At 60.1% G+C, this 16,775-nt stretch carries 19 protein-coding genes and 1 tRNA gene; 8 read left to right on the forward strand and 12 right to left on the reverse strand.

Going from position 1 to position 16,775, the window contains the following annotated elements; all coding sequences use genetic code 11:
* Positions 1-109: 109 nt before the first annotated feature.
* The 3 genes from ACQKP1_RS06695 to ACQKP1_RS06705 all read left to right on the forward strand — a co-directional run bounded on the left by ACQKP1_RS06695 (position 110) and on the right by ACQKP1_RS06705 (position 2,125).
* Positions 110-1,483, forward strand: coding sequence for an aspartate aminotransferase family protein (locus tag ACQKP1_RS06695; protein ID WP_427274677.1), 1,374 nt, complete (start codon positions 110-112; stop codon positions 1,481-1,483).
* Positions 1,484-1,553: 70 nt separating this feature from the next.
* Positions 1,554-1,766, forward strand: a complete 213-nt coding sequence (locus tag ACQKP1_RS06700) for a ribbon-helix-helix protein, CopG family (RefSeq protein ID WP_427274678.1) — start codon at positions 1,554-1,556, stop codon at positions 1,764-1,766.
* The gene (locus ACQKP1_RS06705; protein WP_427274679.1) at positions 1,760-2,125 is read left to right on the forward strand and encodes a type II toxin-antitoxin system VapC family toxin; all 366 of its coding nucleotides are present in this window, start codon (positions 1,760-1,762) and stop codon (positions 2,123-2,125) included. The genes ACQKP1_RS06700 and ACQKP1_RS06705 overlap by 7 nt, the downstream gene beginning before the upstream one ends.
* A gap of 13 nt (positions 2,126-2,138) precedes the next feature.
* On the opposite strand, the gene ACQKP1_RS06710 is transcribed toward ACQKP1_RS06705, so the two are convergent.
* The 3 genes from ACQKP1_RS06710 to ACQKP1_RS06720 form a co-directional block, all read right to left on the reverse strand.
* Complete coding sequence (locus tag ACQKP1_RS06710) at positions 2,139-2,912, reverse strand: SDR family NAD(P)-dependent oxidoreductase (RefSeq protein WP_427274680.1); 774 nt, start codon at positions 2,910-2,912, stop codon at positions 2,139-2,141.
* Positions 2,913-2,995: 83 nt separating this feature from the next.
* Positions 2,996-3,289, reverse strand: coding sequence for a DUF2218 domain-containing protein (locus ACQKP1_RS06715; RefSeq protein ID WP_427274681.1), 294 nt, complete (start codon positions 3,287-3,289; stop codon positions 2,996-2,998).
* 2 nt (positions 3,290-3,291) lie between these two features.
* Positions 3,292-3,888, reverse strand: coding sequence for a PadR family transcriptional regulator (locus ACQKP1_RS06720; RefSeq protein WP_427274682.1), 597 nt, complete (start codon positions 3,886-3,888; stop codon positions 3,292-3,294).
* Positions 3,889-4,036: 148 nt separating this feature from the next.
* Between ACQKP1_RS06720 and ACQKP1_RS06725 the strand changes: the two genes are divergently transcribed.
* Positions 4,037-4,510, forward strand: a complete 474-nt coding sequence (locus ACQKP1_RS06725) for an OsmC family protein (protein ID WP_427274683.1) — start codon at positions 4,037-4,039, stop codon at positions 4,508-4,510.
* Positions 4,511-4,536: 26 nt separating this feature from the next.
* Here the strand turns inward: ACQKP1_RS06725 and ACQKP1_RS06730 are convergent, their stop codons facing one another.
* On the reverse strand, positions 4,537-5,421 hold the full coding sequence (locus ACQKP1_RS06730) for a LysR family transcriptional regulator (protein ID WP_427274684.1): 885 nt from the start codon (positions 5,419-5,421) through the stop codon (positions 4,537-4,539).
* 106 nt (positions 5,422-5,527) lie between these two features.
* Here ACQKP1_RS06730 and ACQKP1_RS06735 point away from each other — a divergent pair, with 106 nt between their 5' ends.
* The gene (locus ACQKP1_RS06735; protein WP_427274685.1) at positions 5,528-6,628 is read left to right on the forward strand and encodes an aldo/keto reductase; all 1,101 of its coding nucleotides are present in this window, start codon (positions 5,528-5,530) and stop codon (positions 6,626-6,628) included.
* A 41-nt stretch (positions 6,629-6,669) separates the two neighbouring features.
* Here ACQKP1_RS06735 and ACQKP1_RS06740 read toward each other — a convergent pair whose 3' ends face one another.
* From ACQKP1_RS06740 to ACQKP1_RS06750, 3 genes are all read right to left on the reverse strand, one after another.
* Entirely contained in the window at positions 6,670-8,172 is a 1,503-nt protein-coding gene (locus tag ACQKP1_RS06740; RefSeq protein ID WP_203014239.1) for an AMP nucleosidase, read from the reverse strand.
* 103 nt (positions 8,173-8,275) lie between these two features.
* Complete coding sequence (locus ACQKP1_RS06745) at positions 8,276-8,446, reverse strand: hypothetical protein (RefSeq protein WP_203014242.1); 171 nt, start codon at positions 8,444-8,446, stop codon at positions 8,276-8,278.
* 233 nt (positions 8,447-8,679) lie between these two features.
* Positions 8,680-9,015 carry a DUF2147 domain-containing protein gene (locus ACQKP1_RS06750; protein ID WP_076395390.1) on the reverse strand — a complete coding sequence of 112 codons (336 nt, stop codon included), beginning with the start codon at positions 9,013-9,015 and terminating at the stop codon, positions 8,680-8,682.
* 509 nt (positions 9,016-9,524) lie between these two features.
* Here ACQKP1_RS06750 and ACQKP1_RS06755 point away from each other — a divergent pair.
* A complete protein-coding gene (locus ACQKP1_RS06755) occupies positions 9,525-9,791 on the forward strand; it encodes an SEL1-like repeat protein (protein ID WP_006727350.1) in 267 nt (88 codons plus the stop codon).
* Between the two features lie 153 nt (positions 9,792-9,944).
* On the opposite strand, the gene ACQKP1_RS06760 is transcribed toward ACQKP1_RS06755, so the two are convergent.
* The 3 genes from ACQKP1_RS06760 to ACQKP1_RS06770 form a co-directional block, all read right to left on the reverse strand.
* Positions 9,945-11,057 carry a pyridoxal phosphate-dependent aminotransferase gene (locus ACQKP1_RS06760; RefSeq protein ID WP_427274686.1) on the reverse strand — a complete coding sequence of 371 codons (1,113 nt, stop codon included), beginning with the start codon at positions 11,055-11,057 and terminating at the stop codon, positions 9,945-9,947.
* Positions 11,058-11,167: 110 nt separating this feature from the next.
* Positions 11,168-11,584 (reverse strand): PilZ domain-containing protein, encoded by a 417-nt coding sequence (locus ACQKP1_RS06765; RefSeq protein WP_006727352.1) that lies wholly within the window; start codon positions 11,582-11,584, stop codon positions 11,168-11,170.
* A gap of 178 nt (positions 11,585-11,762) precedes the next feature.
* A complete protein-coding gene (locus tag ACQKP1_RS06770) occupies positions 11,763-12,116 on the reverse strand; it encodes a hypothetical protein (protein WP_006727353.1) in 354 nt (117 codons plus the stop codon).
* 334 nt (positions 12,117-12,450) lie between these two features.
* Between ACQKP1_RS06770 and ACQKP1_RS06775 the strand changes: the two genes are divergently transcribed.
* Positions 12,451-13,668: an NAD(P)/FAD-dependent oxidoreductase gene (locus ACQKP1_RS06775; protein WP_427274687.1), complete on the forward strand. Its 1,218-nt coding sequence runs from the start codon at positions 12,451-12,453 to the stop codon at positions 13,666-13,668.
* 93 nt (positions 13,669-13,761) lie between these two features.
* Here the strand turns inward: ACQKP1_RS06775 and ACQKP1_RS06780 are convergent, their stop codons facing one another.
* Together ACQKP1_RS06780 and ACQKP1_RS06785 are read right to left on the reverse strand one after the other, a co-directional pair.
* Positions 13,762-14,694: a tyrosine-type recombinase/integrase gene (locus ACQKP1_RS06780; RefSeq protein WP_203014254.1), complete on the reverse strand. Its 933-nt coding sequence runs from the start codon at positions 14,692-14,694 to the stop codon at positions 13,762-13,764.
* A gap of 301 nt (positions 14,695-14,995) precedes the next feature.
* On the reverse strand, positions 14,996-16,006 hold the full coding sequence (locus ACQKP1_RS06785; protein WP_427274688.1) for a porin: 1,011 nt from the start codon (positions 16,004-16,006) through the stop codon (positions 14,996-14,998).
* A 606-nt stretch (positions 16,007-16,612) separates the two neighbouring features.
* Here ACQKP1_RS06785 and ACQKP1_RS06790 point away from each other — a divergent pair.
* Positions 16,613-16,703, forward strand: a tRNA-Ser gene (locus tag ACQKP1_RS06790).
* Positions 16,704-16,775: the final 72 nt, after the last annotated feature.

The following is a 16,775-nucleotide window of genomic DNA, read 5'->3' on the forward strand; positions in this document are numbered from 1 at the left end:
CATGTTCGTAGCCGATAATGTTCCGCCTTTCAATGCGAGGCAAGGCAGCCGCACGGACCATGTTTGGCCGTGAAAGCAAGAGCTTCCGCCCCGGCCGAGGATCCGACCCATGAACAAGCCAGTAACCGCCGTCTCCAATCTCGGTGCCATTGATGCCGCGCATCATCTTCACCCCTTCTCGGACATGAAGAAGCTGAACGCATCCGGCACAAAGATCATCACCCGGGCAGAAGGCGTGCATATCTGGGACTCGACCGGTAAGCAGTATCTCGACGCGTTCGCAGGCCTCTGGTGCGTCAATGTCGGCTATGGCCGCAAGTCGATCGCCGATGTCGTGCATGCCCAGATGCTGGAACTCCCCTATTACAACACCTTCTTCGGCACGACGACGCCGCCGACCACGCTGCTCGCCCAGAAGATCGCCGAAAAGACCGGCCCGAAGATCAACCGCGTCTTCTTCTCCAATTCCGGCTCGGAAGCCTCCGACACCTGGTTCCGCATGGCGCGCGTCTACTGGAAGGCCCTCGGCCACGAGACGAAGACGCAGGTGATCGCCCGCAAGAATGCCTATCATGGCTCGACGGTCGCTGGCGCCTCGCTCGGCGGCATGAAGTGGATGCACGAGCAGGGCAATCTGCCGATCGAGGGTATCCACCACATCAACCAGCCCTATTGGTATGCCGAGGGCGGCGATCTCACGCCCGAGGACTTTGGCCTGAAGGTCGCCCGCGAGCTTGAAGAGAAGATCATCGAGCTCGGCGAGGAAAATGTAGCAGCCTTCGTCGCAGAGCCGATCCAGGGGGCCGGCGGCGTCATCGTGCCGCCCTCGACCTACTGGCCGGAAATCAAGCGCATTTGCGCCAAGTACCAGATCCTGCTTGTCGCCGATGAAGTCATCTCGGGCTTCGGCCGTCTGGGGTCGTGGTTCGGCCACCAGCATTATGATTTCGAGCCGGATCTCGCGCCGATCGCCAAGGGCCTATCCTCTGGCTACCTTCCGATCGGCGGCGTGCTGGTCTCCGACCGCGTGGCGGAAGTCATGGTCAACGAACTCGGCGATTTCTATCACGGCTACACCTATTCCGGTCACCCGGTGGCAGCCGCCGCAGCGCTTGAGAATATCCGCATCATTGAGGAAGAAGGCCTGGTCGAGCGCGTCCGCGACGATACCGGCCCTTATCTCGCCCAGGCGCTCGCCTCACTCACCGACCACGAGCTCGTCGGCGAAGCCGTGAGCGTCGGCCTGATGGGTGCCGTCCAGATCGCCGCCGACAAGGCGACCCGCCGCCGCTTCAAGAAGCCAGATGATACAGGCACTGCCGTCCGCAACCAGTGTGTCAATGCCGGCGTCGTGCTGCGCGCCACCGGCGACCGCATGCTGTTTTCGCCGCCGCTGATCATAGAGCGGTCGCAGATCGACCAGGCGGTGGACACGCTGCGCAATGGTCTGGACTGGCTGAAGGACAACAGGGGCGAGGGGTAAGACCGCGCTCCATCTCTGGTACCCTCCTTCGTAAGGTGATATATATGTGCGATATCACTCGGAGGATGCCATGCGTACGCTGGTGGATATTCCAGACGCCGACATAGAAGCCTTGGATAGGCTTGCTGCCGAAAAGCAGGTATCGCGTGCTTCATTGATCAGAGAAGCCGTCGGTGAACTGCTGGATCGACAGAAGGATGATATTGTTCGCAGTGGGTTCGGGCTCTGGGGCAACGCCGAAGACGGACTTGCCGTCCAGCGTCGACTGCGTTCCGAGTGGTGAAGGTACTCTTCGACACGAATATCGTGATCGACGTGCTCAACGGCGTGCCTGAGGCGCAGCAGGTCTTGGACAGCTACCCGGAACGGGCAATCAGTATCATCACTTGTATAGAGGTGATGGTCGGAGCCCCGCCTGATTTGGGCGACGCTACACGCGCCTTTCTGAGAGGCTTTGACGTTATTGGACTGACACAGGATGTCGCCAATCATGCGGTGATCGTCCGGCAGAGCCACAGGCTTAAACTACCGGATGCGATGATCTGGGCGGCTGCCAAGGCAAGCGGCCTTCAGTTGCTGACACGGGATACAAAGGGTTTCCCGCGCCACCATCCAGAGATCACGGTTCCCTACGAACTGTGATGTCGAGCCGCTCTCACGGCATGAACTGCCCACCATTGATGTCGATCGTCTGGCCGGTGATGTAGCCCGAGAGCGTGGGGGACGCCAGGAAGAGATAGGCGCCGACGCAATCCTCCGGTGTGCCGGTGCGCTTCAAGGGCACGCTGCCGGCCACCTGATCGAGCTGCCCCGGCAGGGCATATTTGTCCTGGAAAGCCGTGGTGATCACGCCCGGTGCGACCGCGTTGACGCGGATATTGTATTTGCCGAATTCCAGCGCCATGCCCTTGGTAACGGCGCCGACAAAGGCCTTCGACGAGCCGTAGACGCCGGAGCCTGCGGTGCCGCCCGTGCGGGCCGCGACCGAGGTCGTATTGATGACGAAGCCGCCCTCACGCTTGAGATGCGGCACGGCAGCCTGCGTCGTGGCGATCACCGAGCGGGCATTCACATCCATCACCTTGTCGTAATGGGCGTCCGTCATCTCTTCATAGAGAACACGGGCGATCATGCTGCCGGCATTGTTGATGACGCCATCGAGCCGGCCGAAGGTCTCGGCCACATGTGCGACCGCCGCCGCCATGGCCTCCGATGACGCCGCATCGGCTTTCACGAGCACAACGCTGCCTCCGGCGGCTTCTATGTCGCGGGCGATGGCATGCGCCGCTTCCGCATTGGAATTGTAATGCAGCCCGACCAGGGCGCCTTGTGCTGCAAAAGCCCGGGCGAGGGCCTCACCGATGCCGCTCGATGCGCCGGTGATCAGCACGGCCTCGCCGGCGAGATCGGGGATGGTGAGTGCGGTCATGAGCTTGTCCTCCTGTTGTCGGACAAGTTAGAGCGGCCTCGATGTGATTTGGCAAGGCCGCTCTCGTCGTCAGGCAGATCGCTTCATGCTGCCTTCCAGTCGAAGGGCAAAGGCGCCTCGCGGAAGGCGAAGCGGTCGAGGTGGCTGGCTACCACGCCCTGGTAGGTATCGAGCTTGGCGGGATCCTCTGTCTCGATCAAGACCGAGAGGCTCGACGCGTCAGACTGCATGGATGCTTTCGCTTCGGGAAACTTCACCACGGCCTTGTGGTTTTCCTCGTCGAGTTCGACCTCGAGCTTGTGCGCCCAATGCTTGCAGAGTTGTTGCAAATACTTCCAGCCGTTTTCAGTCGGAACGGTTGTCGTGGATTGTGCCATGGTCAGAGCCTTTCGATCTTGCCGACCGCTTCGTCAAGGATGCGGGCGACTTCGAGTTGCGTCTCGCGCGTGGTTGTCTCGCGCGACAGACAGTCATGCAGGGCCTGTTTCAGGTTGTGCATGGCGCGGCGCACCGGGGCTGCATCGGTTCTTTCGCTGACTTTTGCAAGCGCGGTCAGCCGCCCTATGGCAGTTGCAACCTCGTCGGCCCGCTCTGCGAGATGTGTCCGGCCGGCTTCGGTGATGGTCATCAGCTTGCGCGGTCCATCGCTTTCATGCTCTTCCGCGAGCCCCATGTCGAGAAGCAGCGTCATGGTCGGATAGACGACGCCGGGCGAAGGGGCATAGGCACCGCCCGACAGGGTCTCGATCTCGCGGATCAGGTCATAGCCGTGGCGAGGCTGGTCCTCGACAAGTTTCAAGAGGACGAGGCGCAGCTCGCCACCCTCGAACATGCGTCGTCGCTCTCCGCCGCGTCCGCGCGGGCCTCCGCCCATCGGGCCGCCGAAGGCACCTCCGTGACGCATGGCATGCATGGCTTCGCGAAAGGCGAAGAAGGGATTGCCGCGTTCTCCGCGGTCGGGATGGCACTTTCTCATGATGGCTTTCTCCATTAGAATTGCATCTAAGATATATCTTAGAGTGGTCTTTGCAAGATTTGTCACAAAAATTCCGGCGCTCTCCATGCTTGGATTTGACAGGCACCGGCGCCTATGATGCGTCAGGAATCGCTGGGGAGGACGAAGCATGGGCGAAAAGCGGCATGAATATCGGGTGACGATCACCTGGCAGGGCAATGCCGGAACCGGGACGTCAGGCTACAGGGACTATGGTCGCGACCACCTGATTTCGGCCGAAGGCAAGCCGGACATTCAGGCCTCCGCCGACCCGGCCTTTCGTGGCGATCCGGCCCGGTGGAACCCGGAGGATCTCTTCCTTGCCTCGCTCTCGGCCTGCCACAAGCTCTGGTACCTGCATTTCTGCGCCGTCTCCGGCGTCATCGTCACGGCCTATGAGGATCAGGCCGAGGGCGTGATGGAGATGGATGCCAATGGCACAGGACGGTTTGTCGACGTCTTGCTGAAGCCGCGCGTTACCATCAAGCGCGGTACCTTTCCGGAGCTCGCATTGGACCTTCATGGCGACGCGCATGAGAAATGCTTCATCGCCAATTCGGTCAATTTCCCTGTCCGCTGCGAGGCGAAGATCGTCGAGGCTTGAAGGCGCACCCGACAAGATAGACGCATTCAGAGGCGCAGCGCCTCGATCAGGGCACGAAGTGCCGGCGGTTGCTGGCGGCGGCTCGGGTGATAGAGATGCAGGCCGGGAAAGGGCACGCACCAGGCGTCGAGAACCTGGATCAGCCTTCCGTCGGCGATGTCCTCGACCACTTCCTCCTCCATCATGTAGCCGAGTGCTGCGCCGGCCCGGACCGCGGCGGCCATCAGCGGGCCGTCATTGGCGATGAACTGGCCTGACGGGCGGAAGCGAAACTCTCGGCCATCTTCCTCGAAATCCCAGGCCATCACCGCGCCGGACTTCAGTCGGAAACCGACGCAGACGTGATCCTTCAGATCCGCGGGCGTCTGCGGCGGTGGATGCCTTTCGAAATAAGCGGGCGTGCCCACGACGACCGTGCGCAGCATCGGTCCGACAGGGACTGCGATCATGTCCTTGTCGACCGACATATGAAACCGGATACCGGCGTCGAAGCCTTCTGACACAATATCTGTCAGCTGATCCTCGACATTGATCTCCACTTTGATGTCGGGGTGGTCGAGCAGGAAGCCCGGCAATTTCTGCATTAGAACCGTCTGCGCGGCATAGGTCGATGCCGTTACGCGAACGGTGCCGGACACGCGGTCGCGCCAATGCGCCAGCCCCGCCAACCCTTCCTCGATGCTGGCGAGCGCAGGCGATACCGTTTCGAGGAGCCGCTCGCCGGCTTCGGTCGGGGCGACGCTGCGGGTGGTCCGTGACAGGAGGCGCACATCGAGCCGCGCTTCGAGATTGCGCATGGCATGGCTGAGCGCCGAAGCCGAAATGCCGAGCTTCGCCGCAGCCCGGGTAAAGCTGCGCTCACGGGCGACAGTGGCGAAGGCTAGCAGATCGTTGAGCTCGTTGCGTTCCATTCATGCAAACTGCTCACAAGCGCATGCCGGGCGCAAGCGCTAATCGGGGCATTGAGGCCGGGCTATCTCCATGGAGTGACAGAGACCTTCCCAAGGAGATAATCAGATGAGCCTCGAAAACTATCGCACTCTTGGCCGCTCCGGCCTCGCCGTGAGCCCTTTGGCGCTCGGCACAATGACATTCGGTGCCGCGGGCTGGGGCGCGGCAGAAAGCATCTCCCGCACGCTCTTCGACACCTATGTCGAGGCGGGGGGCAATTTTGTCGACACCGCCGACATCTATTCGGGCGGCCAGAGTGAAGAGATGCTCGGCCGCTTCATGGCCGAGCGCAAGCTGCGCGATCGCCTCGTGGTCGCAACGAAATCCGGCTTCGCGCGGGGAACCGGCAGTCCGCATGGCGGCGGCAACGGCAAGAAGAACATCCGTCAGTCGCTGGATGCCTCGCTGAAGCGCCTGAAGACGGACTATATCGACATGTACTGGATACATGTCTGGGACCGGACGACACCGGTCGAGGAAGTCCTGGAGACGCTTGCGAGCGCGGTCCGTGACGGCAAAATCCTGCACTACGGCTTCTCCAACACCCCCGCCTGGTACGTCACGCGTCTGGCGACGCTGGCGGAGGCGCACGGCCTGCCGAGGCCGATCGGGCTGCAATATGCCTATTCCCTGATCGATCGCGCCGCGGAGCTGGAGCTTCTGCCGGCCGGACAGCAGCTGGGCCTCGGCATGGTCCCCTGGAGCCCGCTTGCCGCGGGGCTGCTCACCGGCAAATACGACCGCAGCATGTTGTCAGAAGCTGACCGTGTGCCGGCATTGCCGGCCGATGCGGACAACGGCGAGGGGGCAAGCGAAGGGGGGCGCCTCTCCGGCGACAATCCGTTCGGCGGCATGTTATTCACCGAGCGCAATTTTGCGATCGTCGATGCGCTGCGGGATGTCGCAGCAGACCTCGGACGACCGATGGCGGAGGTCGCTCTCGCCTGGGTCGCGACCCGACCGGGCGTGTCGTCGGTCCTGGTCGGTGCAAGCCGTCCAGAGCAATTGCTGCAGAACTTCGCCTCGCTCTTAATCACGTTGGACGGCCCGCATCGGGATCGACTGGAGGCGGCAAGTGCCTTGCCCGTCCTCAACCCCTATTTCATCTTCCAGCTTCCGCCCGAGATCCGGTTTGGGGTGAAGACGCTCGACGCCTGGCGGGCGTAAACGAAACCGGGCGGCCAGTGGGCCGCCCGGGATTGTCTTTATTATTGAAACGCCGTCTCGAAGAAGCTTCTGAGCTTGCGCGAATGCAGGGCTTCGGTCGGCATGGCGCCGAGCTTTTCCAGTGCCCGGATGCCGATCTGCAGGTGCTGGCTGACCTGCGTCTTATAGAAGGCGGTCGCCATGCCGGGTAGCTTCAGCTCGCCATGCAGCGGCTTGTCGGAGACGCAAAGCAGCGTCCCGTAGGGCACACGGAAGCGGAAGCCGTTAGCGGCGATGGTGGCCGATTCCATGTCGAGTGCGATGGCGCGCGCCTGGGAAAGCCGCTTGACCGGTCCGCGCTGGTCGCGCAGTTCCCAGTTGCGGTTGTCGATCGTGGCGACGGTGCCGGTGCGCATGATGCGCTTGAGCTCGAAGCCCTCATAGCCGGTAATTTCCTCGACCGCGTCTTCCAGCGCCAGCTGCACTTCCGACAGCGCTGGGATCGGCACCCAGACGGGCAGATCGTCGTCGAGCACGTGGTCTTCGCGCATATAGGCATGCGCCAGGACATAATCGCCGAGGCGCTGGCTGTTGCGAAGCCCGGCGCAATGGCCGAGCATCAGCCAGGCATGCGGTCTGAGCACGGCGATATGGTCGGTGATCGTCTTGGCATTGGAAGGGCCGACGCCGATATTGACCACGGTGATGCCGCCATGCCCCTTTTTCTTCAGATGATAGGCCGGCATCTGCGGCAAGCGTCCGAGGGCAACGCCCTCCGTGGGCTCAGCATGACCGGATGGCGTCACGATGTTGCCGGGCTCGACGAAGGCCGTGTAGTCGCTGTTTCCGTCCGCCATCAGCTTGCGGGCATAAGCGCAGAACTCGTCCACATAGAACTGGTAGTTCGTGAAAAGCACGAAGTTCTGGAAGTGATTGGCGCCGGTTGCCGTGTAATGCGACAGCCGCGCCAGCGAATAATCGATGCGCTGTGCCGTGAACGGCGCCAGCGGATGCGGTTCGCCGGGCAGAGGCTCGTATTCGCCATTGGCGATCTCATCATCGGTGACAGTGAGATCAGGCGTATCGAAGATGTCGCGCAGCTGCATGTCGACGAGGCCGCCGGCAGACGCCTCGACATGCGCGCCTTCCGCAAAGGCAAAATGCAGCGGAATGGGGGTTGCCGATTCAGACACCGTGATCGGCACTTGATGATTGCGCATCAGAAGCGCCAGCTGCTCTTTCAGATAATGCCGGAAGAGCTGCGGCCGGGTGATCGTCGTGGTGTAGATGCCGGGCGAGGTCACGTGGCCGTAGGAGAGACGGCTGTCGACATGGCCGAAGCTCGTCGTCTCTATGCTGACCTGCGGATAGAAGGCGCGGTATCGACCCTCGATCGGACCGCCCTTGGCCAGAGACGAAAAGGCCTCGATCAGGAAATTCGTATTGCGCTCGTAAAGCGCCGTCAGCGCGTCGACCGCGGCCGTCGCATCTGTGAAGGCCTGAGGCGCAAAGGGCTCGGGGCTGATGGAGTTCTGGGGTGCTGGGGACAGGATTCGTGTGTTCATGGCGCATTATAGGAGACGAAATCTGACAAGCAAACGACGTCATGGGGGATGCGTCAAGATTTCTTGGCGTCGGTCTGCGACCAAGCCTGCGCCCTGGTTTCAATCAGAGGCTCGGGCGGCAGCTGTTGAGGCCTGTCGGCGCGCAGCTCGCGACCAGTCCCGATGACGTGTGTCGCAGGCCCGGCTGGTTGTTGACCACGAGCTGCGCGAACATGAAGGCGAAAAGCGCCATGGTCACAGAGATGATGGTGAAGCGTCGTGCCAGCGTGCCCATGTCGTGAACTCCTTTGCAAACCGTTGGAGAGGTTCTAGCAAAGCCGGGCTGAATGCGGCCTGAGATCCCAATTCATCTGGCATTCAGAAGCGTTAACCGGCAGCCCGAGTTTGTTAACAAAGTCATTTTGCCAGAAGTGCAAAACGGCGTCGGTCTTGGACGGTGTTCTTGAAAACGAAAAAGGGCGCCGGTTGTAGCCGGCGCCCCTTCGCTGTTTACAAACGTCGATCGCCTCAGAGACGCGACCAGGTCTGCGTCTTGCAGAGCACGGCCATGACACAGCCCCGCATCTTCAGCGAATTGCCGGAGACGGAGCCGGAGCCCGCATAGGTCTTGTCGGTTTCCGGATCGGTGATCTCGCCCTTGTAGCTGTCGCCGCTGCCGGACATCTTGCCGATCTGCTTGCCGTTGTGCTTGCCGCTCTTCAGCGTCACGCAGTAAGCGCCGCCGCAGGGTGCGATCTGGGCCGTGGCGCCGGATGCCGTTTTCCAGTTGCCTTCGATTGGCTCGGCGGCCTGAGCGGTGAAGGCCGAAAGCGCAAGGGCTGCCGCAATGATGATGGAACGCATGGTCTGATCTCTCCTCCCGAGATGATGGTCCTCTCCCGTGGTCGGAGACGGTCCTCTCCGCAGCCGTCCAACGGTTAAGAATTATCTTACGCACACGTAAAGGTAAAATGCAATCCGCCGCGAAAATCGAGCGGTGGAAAGCCTCGGATCGCAGCAAATCCTGCATTTCTGCGAATTGCCTTCCGAAATCATGGTGAAAAATCGGTTGATTTCACAGCGTGAAGCTTTCGTAAATTTTGAGCGGAAATCCTTGGGTTGTAGGGGAAGCGATGCTTAACGGAATCCGAAGTTTACGAAGCTTTTGTACTTTGTTTTCAGCAAATTAAGGATGCATTTTAAGCGAGTTTTGAAGACCGTTTGGCATAGTGAACCCATCAAACGAGCAGGGAAAAACCCCGCCAAACCCGACCAAAGCGAGAATGACCGGACAAAGATCCGGCGCCGTTTCGGAAGGGCCCGCAAGGGAAAACAGGGACCACCGAGAAACCAGGCAAACAGGGACAAAACCAATGGCACGCTTTGAAATGCACAATTCCGAAAATGCCACGATGGGTGGCGAAACCCGGGCTGATGTCTTCCGCGACATGGGTCTGATGTATGCGACCGGCCGCGGTTGCCCTGTTGACCTGGTGTCGGCACACAAGTGGCTGAACATCGCCGCGATCAAGGGCTGCGACCGCGCTGCCGAGCTGCGCGCCGATCTCGCCCAGACCATGAGCAAGATCCAGCTCGCCGAGGCGCTTCGTGCAGCCCGCGAATGGATGACCATGCACTGACGAATTCCGGCCGCGACCGCGGCAGGAGAATGACAAGAATAACCCTGAGTGGGGAACGTGGCGGGGACCTTTGGACGGGGCCAGGGCCAACACTTTTCAAAGACCGCGACCGGCAGGAACAAGGCCGGCGCGGTCTTTTTCATTGTGTAAAGGTCAGACGAGAGCCTTCAAGACCTTCGGCAGCGCTTCTTCGAACAGGTCGAGATCTTCGGGCAGGCCGGCCGAGACCCGGATGCAGCGGTTGAGCGGGGCGACACCGGGCATGCGGATGAAAACGCCGTGCTCCATCAGCCCGTCGACGATCGCGCGGGCATAGACCCCATCGCGCCCGCAATCGATCGCCACGAAGTTGGTGGCAGAGGGCAGCGGGTTAAGCCCATTGGCCTTCGCGATGGTCGAGATCCGGTCGCGTGCCGCCTTGATCCGCCCCACGACGTCCGCGAGATAGGTCTGATCGGCGAGCGCCGCGAGTGCCGCCTCGGTCGAAAGCCTCGGCATCCCGAAATGATTGCGGATCTTGTCGAAGGCAGAGACGGTGCCAGGCGTGCCGATCCCATAGCCGACGCGGGCACCCGCCAGGCCGTAAGCTTTTGAAAATGTGCGGGTTCGGATCACGTTCGGAAGATCGATCAGCACATCGGCGGACGGGATCGAACCCTCGGGGGCGGTCTCGCTATAGGCTTCATCAAGGATGAGTAGGGTGGTCGAGGGCAGAGCGCGGGCGAAGCTGACGATGCTGTCTTTATCCCACCAACTGCCCATCGGATTGTCGGGGTTTGCGAAATAGACGAGCGGCGCATCCTCTTGCTTCACCAATGTGAGCAACGCATCGAGATCTTCCCGGTCGTCCCGGTAGGGAGCCGTGACCAGGCGCCCGCCAAACCCGTTCACATGAAAATTGAAGGTCGGATAGGCACCGAGCGAGGTGATGACACGCATGCCGGGCTCGATCACCAGCCGGACGATCAGCCCGAGCAGGTCATCGATGCCTTCGCCGATCACGAAGTTCTCCGGCTTCAGTCCGAGATGTGCGGCGAGCGCCGCCTTGAGGGCATGGTTTTCCGGATCATTGTATTTCCAGATCTCGCCTGACTTCTCGGCGATCCTGGCAAGTACGGAAGGTGCCGGGCCGAAGCCGCTTTCGTTTGCACCGATGCGGGCGCGAACCGAAAGGCCCCTTTGCCGTTCAATGGCTTCGGGACCGACAAAGGGTACGGTTGCGGGGAGCGAGGCGGAGAGGGGCGTGAAGCGTGAAAAGGCGTTCATTGCGAAGCGGCATCCGGAGGTCGAGGGCGATCCGCTCACCATAAGTGCCGCCGCAGCCGAAGCAAGCCGGATCCGCGGCGATCAGACCTCATCTGCCGAGAGAGATTTTCTCAGCGACCGAGGCGCGCACCGTTGCCGTTCTGGAAAGGCTTGAGCGGCGTATTGACGGCGTCGCCAAGCATGAAGTCAGCGCGGACAATCCGGTGCAACATGTGCTCGGAGATCGGCGCGATGAACTTCACGCCGACCCTGTTGCCGTTGCGATAGGCCTCAGCACATCCAATCCTGTCGGCAAGGCCGACGATCTGCAGATAATAATGAGAGGAGAGGCCAATTGCGGTCGTGAGTTCGATCGCTGCACCGCCTTGCGAAATGTCGACCACTTCGCAGCTGCGGATCGTGATGCCGGTGAGGCCGGGGCGAACCGACATTACCTTGGCCGGCCGGCGAACATAAAAGCGCTCCCATTTGCGCTCGTACATTTCCGAGCGTACCCCAGCCAGATGCGTCGCATTTTCCATCGCCATGACCGGCTCCCCAAACTCTTCTGTCTCACACTGTGCGCACTAATATTTGCAGTAGCATCAATAAGATCGCTCAAATTTTACCAATACGGAATATTCGGTTTCAACGGACGTCCCGGCAAGCGCAGGCCGCGCTTCCGCCCGCAGGATAGCGCAAACGGTGATCAGCTGGCGCGAGATCTCAGTGGCTTGTTTCGAAGGAAAGCCTGACGACACGGTGCAGGAATTCGGGGTCGATCAACATGTTGAAGCCGACCGTGAGCTTTTCGGCTTCGCGGCGGATCAGAGTGCAGCCGATGTCATCGTGAATGCCGAGGATCTCCAGAAAGAAGTTCGGCGGCACCTGGACATGCGGCGAGACGTCGAGATCGGCACCATAGAGCGAAATCGTCCGGATGAGGCAGCGCTGCGACCGCGCCATGCTGAGATGGTGGCCGACAAACACGATCTTGCCGGGGCGATCGATCTTGAATTTCTCGAAGATCTGATCCCGAGGGATGTCCGATTTTGCGTCCGGTATCCTCTGCAAGGGCATATTACCCTCCCACGGTGTCAAGTTAGAATGACATGCTAGCCGATGTCCGTTACCAGATTCTGCATGCAAACCGTAAAATCCAGACGAGCTTTCAAATTGGCAAGATTTGCCAGCCACTTCGTCGGTTGGCTGTTTGTGCCGTTTTTGGTCGGGAATGCCGTAGGTAGCAATCGGCGAGGACGTGCACGCCGGTGACAATGGACGGTTTCGACCGGCGAGCCCCAGGCCAACTTGACCGCAAACCGCCACAAAGCTAGGCCTTGCTGCATCGCATCGTGGCCGGTTCTCCGGCAGCGATTCTGATTTGGACGGCATAAGGCAGGGAGTGCATCACGTGGCGGAGCGACTGGTGATTATCGGGGCGGGGCAGGCGGGTTTCGCTCTGGCCGCAAAGCTGAGGGCGCTGAAGGACGAACGCCCGATCACCCTTGTCGGCAACGAGCCGGTGCTTCCCTATCAGCGGCCTCCACTTTCCAAAAAGTATCTGCTCGGCGACATGGACTTCGATCGGCTGCTGTTCCGGCCTGAAGCCTGGTATGGCGAGAACGGGGTCGAGATCCGCCTGTCGACGCCGGTCGAAGCGATCGATCGTGACAAGCGCGTGGTCAAGCTGTTTGACGGCAGCGAGATCTCTTATGAGACCCTCGCCATCGCCACCGGGGCGACGCCTCGCCGCCTGCCGGCCGCGATCGGCGGTGATCTCGAGGGCGTCTACACGATGCGCGACAAGGCCGACGCCGATCGTCTGGCCGACGAGATGAAACCGGGCCATCGGCTCCTGATCATCGGTGGCGGTTACATCGGTCTCGAGGCTGCTGCTGTCGCCCGCAAACTGGGGCTCGACGTCACACTGATCGAAATGGCAGACCGCATCCTTGCCCGCGTGGCCGCCCGCGAGACGGCGGATGCGATCCGCGCGATCCATGAAGCCGAGGGCGTGAAGATCCACGAAAGGACGGGCCTGACCCGTTTGATCGGCGATGAGGGCAGAGTGAAAGCCGCCGAGCTCTCGGACGGCCGCGTCATCGACGTCGACCTGGTCATCGTGGGGATCGGTGTGATCCCAAACGATCGTCTGGCGGGTGATGCTGGGCTCGAGGTTCAGAACGGCATCGTCGTCGACGATTTTGGCCGCACGAGTGATCCTGCCATCTTCGCCATGGGCGACTGCGCCGTTCAGGATTGGGACGGGGAGCAGGTCCGGCTCGAATCCGTGCAGAACGCGGTGGATCAGGCAGAAGCCATCGCCGCCGTGATCGCAGGCGGTTCCGGGCCATATCGCCCGAAGCCCTGGTTCTGGTCGGACCAGTATGATGTCAAACTGCAGATCGCGGGCTTCAATCTGGGCTATGATCAGACCGTACTGCGCCCCGGTAGCCGCGAGGGCAGCCTTTCGATCTGGTATTTCCGCAAGGGCGTCTTCATTGCCGTGGATGCGATCAACGATGCCAAGGCCTATGTGACCGGCAAGAAGCTCCTGGAACTCGGCCGGCCGCTCGATCCTGTCTCGATTGCCGATCCCGCGCTCGACCTGAAGAGCCTGATGGCGTGAGGCCGCCGTTCGAGGTCGGGCAGGGGACAAGAGAGTATAAAGAGCAAGGGCCGGACAAAGCCGGCCCTTTTGCAATTTAAATTACGAAATGACTCACGAAGCTGCTGCCCGTTCTAGGATGGGAACGCACATGTCGAGATCATGCGAAGCCAGGTGAGCATAGCGCATGGTCATGGTGAGCGTCTGGTGGCCGAGCCACATCTGCACACGACGGATATCGATCCCGCCCTGAACCAGACGGGACGCACAGGTATGGCGCAGCACGTGCGGCACCACGTCCTTGTCGTCGGCAAACCCCACCGCATCCTTGGCATTGTGCCAGGCGATGCGGAAGCGCTGCTGATCGATCTCGGCAAACGGGCCCGAATATCGACGATCCGACGCTTCAATGGCGGCCAACGCGCGCTGGGTGAGCGGAACCGAGCGCGAGCGCCCCGATTTCGTGACCCAAAAGGTAACGCGGTCTTTATGTATGTCACCCCAGCGCAGGTTCAGACCCTCGCTCAGGCGGGCGCCGGTATCGACCAGGAAGAGGCAGAACCGGTAATAGAGTTCGGAATGCGCCCGGATTTCGGAAAACAGCAGGTTTTCTTCATCTGTGTCGAGAAAGCGAATCCGGCCCGCTTTCTCCTTCTGGCGCTTGAATTCAGGCAGACTGTGAACGTCTCCCATTTTGTTCGCCTTTCGCAGCAGTTTGCTTAAGGCCGCCATCTTTCGATTGATGGTGGCATTGCTATTACCGCGTTTGCGCAACTTGCCGATCAATTGGTCGAGCATCTCGTCCGAAAAAGCCGAAAAACTCGGAAAATCAAGGAGATCGTGAAGCTCTCCGATAAAATTGGTTACGTTATATTTGTGGCTGCCATTCATCCATAACAGGTCGCCATATTTGCCGAACAGTTCGCGCAGATTGGTTTCGCGCACCTCGTGCAGGATCGTTCCCTGTCTGTATTGATAATTGACCGAATAATCGGGCACGCCCACGAAGACGTCAAAACCCTTGCCGGTTGGCATTTCCACCTGCATGTATCCCCCAAATTTCCCTTTGGCGAGCACGCGAACGGGCTCACCGCCCGTCCCCACGGGCTTAGATATCGTTATAACTTATAAAAAGTATAGTGCAAAACGGCACAAACTTTTCCGGAGCGGCTCGACTCGAGCCTGTCAATTGGTGTCGGAAGCATCTCCTTTTGTCATGGTGCGGATCACCGTCCGCCGGGTTAAGTCATTGTATTTACGTGGCAGGTAAAGGCGCGGGCCAGATGGCCGAAAGGGGTCCGGCTCTTGCGAAGCCGGACCCCAAACTTTTTCGCTAATCCGTTGTGGATTAGAACGAACGGGTCAGGCGAACGAAGCCGTCCCAGTTGCTGCCTTCGCCGTCGACGTCGACGTAACGAACGTCAGCCGAAGCCTTCAGGCCAGCAGCCAGAGCGTATTCGACGTAGAGGTCGGCAGCCCAGGCGTCGGCCGAGGTGAATACGCCACCGTCAGCAACGTCGCCGTAGTACATGACCTGCGGGGTGATCGAGAGCTTCTCGGTTGCCTTGATGGTGTAAGCAGCACCAACAGCCCATTCGGCTTCGAAGTCGTAGCCGGTGGAGTAGCCAGTAGCCCATGCACCAGCGATGCCGAGCGTGCCCGGGCCGAGGTCAGCGGTGATTACGCCAGCGATCGCACCTTCGTCGTCGCCGAAGTCGTACACGCCGTTAAGGGTTGCAGTTGCAGCGCCCAGCGAACCGGAGATGACGGCTTCGAGGCCAACTTCGTTACCGTCCGTGTAAACTTCGGACAGATCGTCGATGCCGAGGCCAGCGGTGAAAGCGTCAGACGTGAAGGTGTACGAGACGGTGTTGAAGCGAGCGTTGTTGAAGAACGCATCCGATTCACCAGCCAGACCCCAATCGTCAGCCCAGGTCAGAGCGCGACCGACCTTGAAGCCACCGACAGTGATGTAAGCCTGGTCGAGCTGTACAGCAGAACGACCCAGTTCGTCACCCTGAACCGACTGAAGGCGAACGTAGGAACCAATCGTTCCGATTTCCGAGTCGTTCTTGGCTTCGAAGGTGATGCGAGCACGGACTTCCGAGTTGAAGTCTTCGTCGAGGTCGTCATCGTTGACGCCGCTTTCGTTAGCGTAAACGGTCGCACGGATTTCGCCACCGATCTTGAGGCAGGTTTCGGTGCCGGGGATGTAGAAGTAGCCGGTGCCGAAAGCGTCGCAAACGCGAACGTATTCCATGGGCTCGGGCTCAGCAGCGATGATTGCGTCAGCAGCCTGAGCGCCGGAAACTGCAACGAGAGCTGCAGCGGAGCCGAGAAGAAGGCTCTTGATGTTCATTATTGACCTCCAGTCAAGTTTCGTATGGGTCTGGGTTATTTGGCTGAAGGACAGCATTCCCTGCCCCATCCCCTTCGGTTTCAGAAGACGGACGATCCACCGCCTCGCTTCCGAGATTGAAAATACAAAACCCGGTCAGTCATGCAATCACCAAAGAGTGGAATGGACAGAATGTGGTCACCCTTCCACCCGGTCTGTTGCTGAAAGGCCACAAACTCCCTGGCACGGCCCCATATCCATTTAGGTTTTGTTAAGAAAAGCCAAAAAAAACCGCCGCTTACACGGGCTCTTGGGTACGCCGGGCAGGTGTTCGCACGCGGGTGTTCTTCTCATTTTGGCACAGGATTCCGCAAAAAGTTGCATTTAGAACCATGTCGGCTCGCCTCGAAGCTGCATCTTCGACAATGGCAGTTTCAGAGCTTAAGCCTGAAAATCGGCAGCAGAAGGCCGCCCGAGTGACAGAATCATGTCATCGGCCAGCATCGATTCGGCTTTTCATATGAGTGGAGCCGATCAACGCCTTGCATTGGTTGCCGCTCGCTAAAATGTTGAGAGCGGAGAAAAGGCCTTGCAATCACTGATTCAAGCAAATAATCAGGCGTCACCGGAGAGGTGGCCGAGTGGTCGAAGGCGCTCCCCTGCTAAGGGAGTATACGTCAAAAGCGTATCGAGGGTTCGAATCCCTTCCTCTCCGCCATAGATACCTTCCCCAATAGATCATACCCATCGCTTTCAAATAGTCGTCGTGTCGCTGCGCCGTCGTCGCATT

It is taken from the genome of Allorhizobium sp. NPDC080224 (assembly GCF_050281005.1).
Classification (GTDB): Bacteria; Pseudomonadota; Alphaproteobacteria; order Rhizobiales; family Rhizobiaceae; genus Allorhizobium.

What these genes read in the sequence shown, in the direction of transcription:
- ACQKP1_RS06760 (WP_427274686.1), bottom strand. Translation starts at nt 11,057, where the DNA reads ATGAACGCCTTTTCACGCTTCACGCCCCTCTCCGCCTCGCTCCCCGCA.
- ACQKP1_RS06755 (WP_006727350.1), top strand. Translation starts at nt 9,525, where the DNA reads ATGGCACGCTTTGAAATGCACAATTCCGAAAATGCCACGATGGGTGGC.
- ACQKP1_RS06765 (WP_006727352.1), bottom strand. Translation starts at nt 11,584, where the DNA reads ATGGCGATGGAAAATGCGACGCATCTGGCTGGGGTACGCTCGGAAATG.
- ACQKP1_RS06720 (WP_427274682.1), bottom strand. Translation starts at nt 3,888, where the DNA reads ATGAGAAAGTGCCATCCCGACCGCGGAGAACGCGGCAATCCCTTCTTC.
- ACQKP1_RS06770 (WP_006727353.1), bottom strand. Translation starts at nt 12,116, where the DNA reads ATGCCCTTGCAGAGGATACCGGACGCAAAATCGGACATCCCTCGGGAT.
- ACQKP1_RS06700 (WP_427274678.1), top strand. Translation starts at nt 1,554, where the DNA reads ATGCGTACGCTGGTGGATATTCCAGACGCCGACATAGAAGCCTTGGAT.
- ACQKP1_RS06735 (WP_427274685.1), top strand. Translation starts at nt 5,528, where the DNA reads ATGAGCCTCGAAAACTATCGCACTCTTGGCCGCTCCGGCCTCGCCGTG.
- ACQKP1_RS06710 (WP_427274680.1), bottom strand. Translation starts at nt 2,912, where the DNA reads ATGACCGCACTCACCATCCCCGATCTCGCCGGCGAGGCCGTGCTGATC.
- ACQKP1_RS06730 (WP_427274684.1), bottom strand. Translation starts at nt 5,421, where the DNA reads ATGGAACGCAACGAGCTCAACGATCTGCTAGCCTTCGCCACTGTCGCC.
- ACQKP1_RS06725 (WP_427274683.1), top strand. Translation starts at nt 4,037, where the DNA reads ATGGGCGAAAAGCGGCATGAATATCGGGTGACGATCACCTGGCAGGGC.
- ACQKP1_RS06750 (WP_076395390.1), bottom strand. Translation starts at nt 9,015, where the DNA reads ATGCGTTCCATCATCATTGCGGCAGCCCTTGCGCTTTCGGCCTTCACC.
- ACQKP1_RS06745 (WP_203014242.1), bottom strand. Translation starts at nt 8,446, where the DNA reads ATGGGCACGCTGGCACGACGCTTCACCATCATCTCTGTGACCATGGCG.
- ACQKP1_RS06785 (WP_427274688.1), bottom strand. Translation starts at nt 16,006, where the DNA reads ATGAACATCAAGAGCCTTCTTCTCGGCTCCGCTGCAGCTCTCGTTGCA.
- ACQKP1_RS06695 (WP_427274677.1), top strand. Translation starts at nt 110, where the DNA reads ATGAACAAGCCAGTAACCGCCGTCTCCAATCTCGGTGCCATTGATGCC.
- ACQKP1_RS06780 (WP_203014254.1), bottom strand. Translation starts at nt 14,694, where the DNA reads ATGCAGGTGGAAATGCCAACCGGCAAGGGTTTTGACGTCTTCGTGGGC.
- ACQKP1_RS06740 (WP_203014239.1), bottom strand. Translation starts at nt 8,172, where the DNA reads ATGAACACACGAATCCTGTCCCCAGCACCCCAGAACTCCATCAGCCCC.
- ACQKP1_RS06715 (WP_427274681.1), bottom strand. Translation starts at nt 3,289, where the DNA reads ATGGCACAATCCACGACAACCGTTCCGACTGAAAACGGCTGGAAGTAT.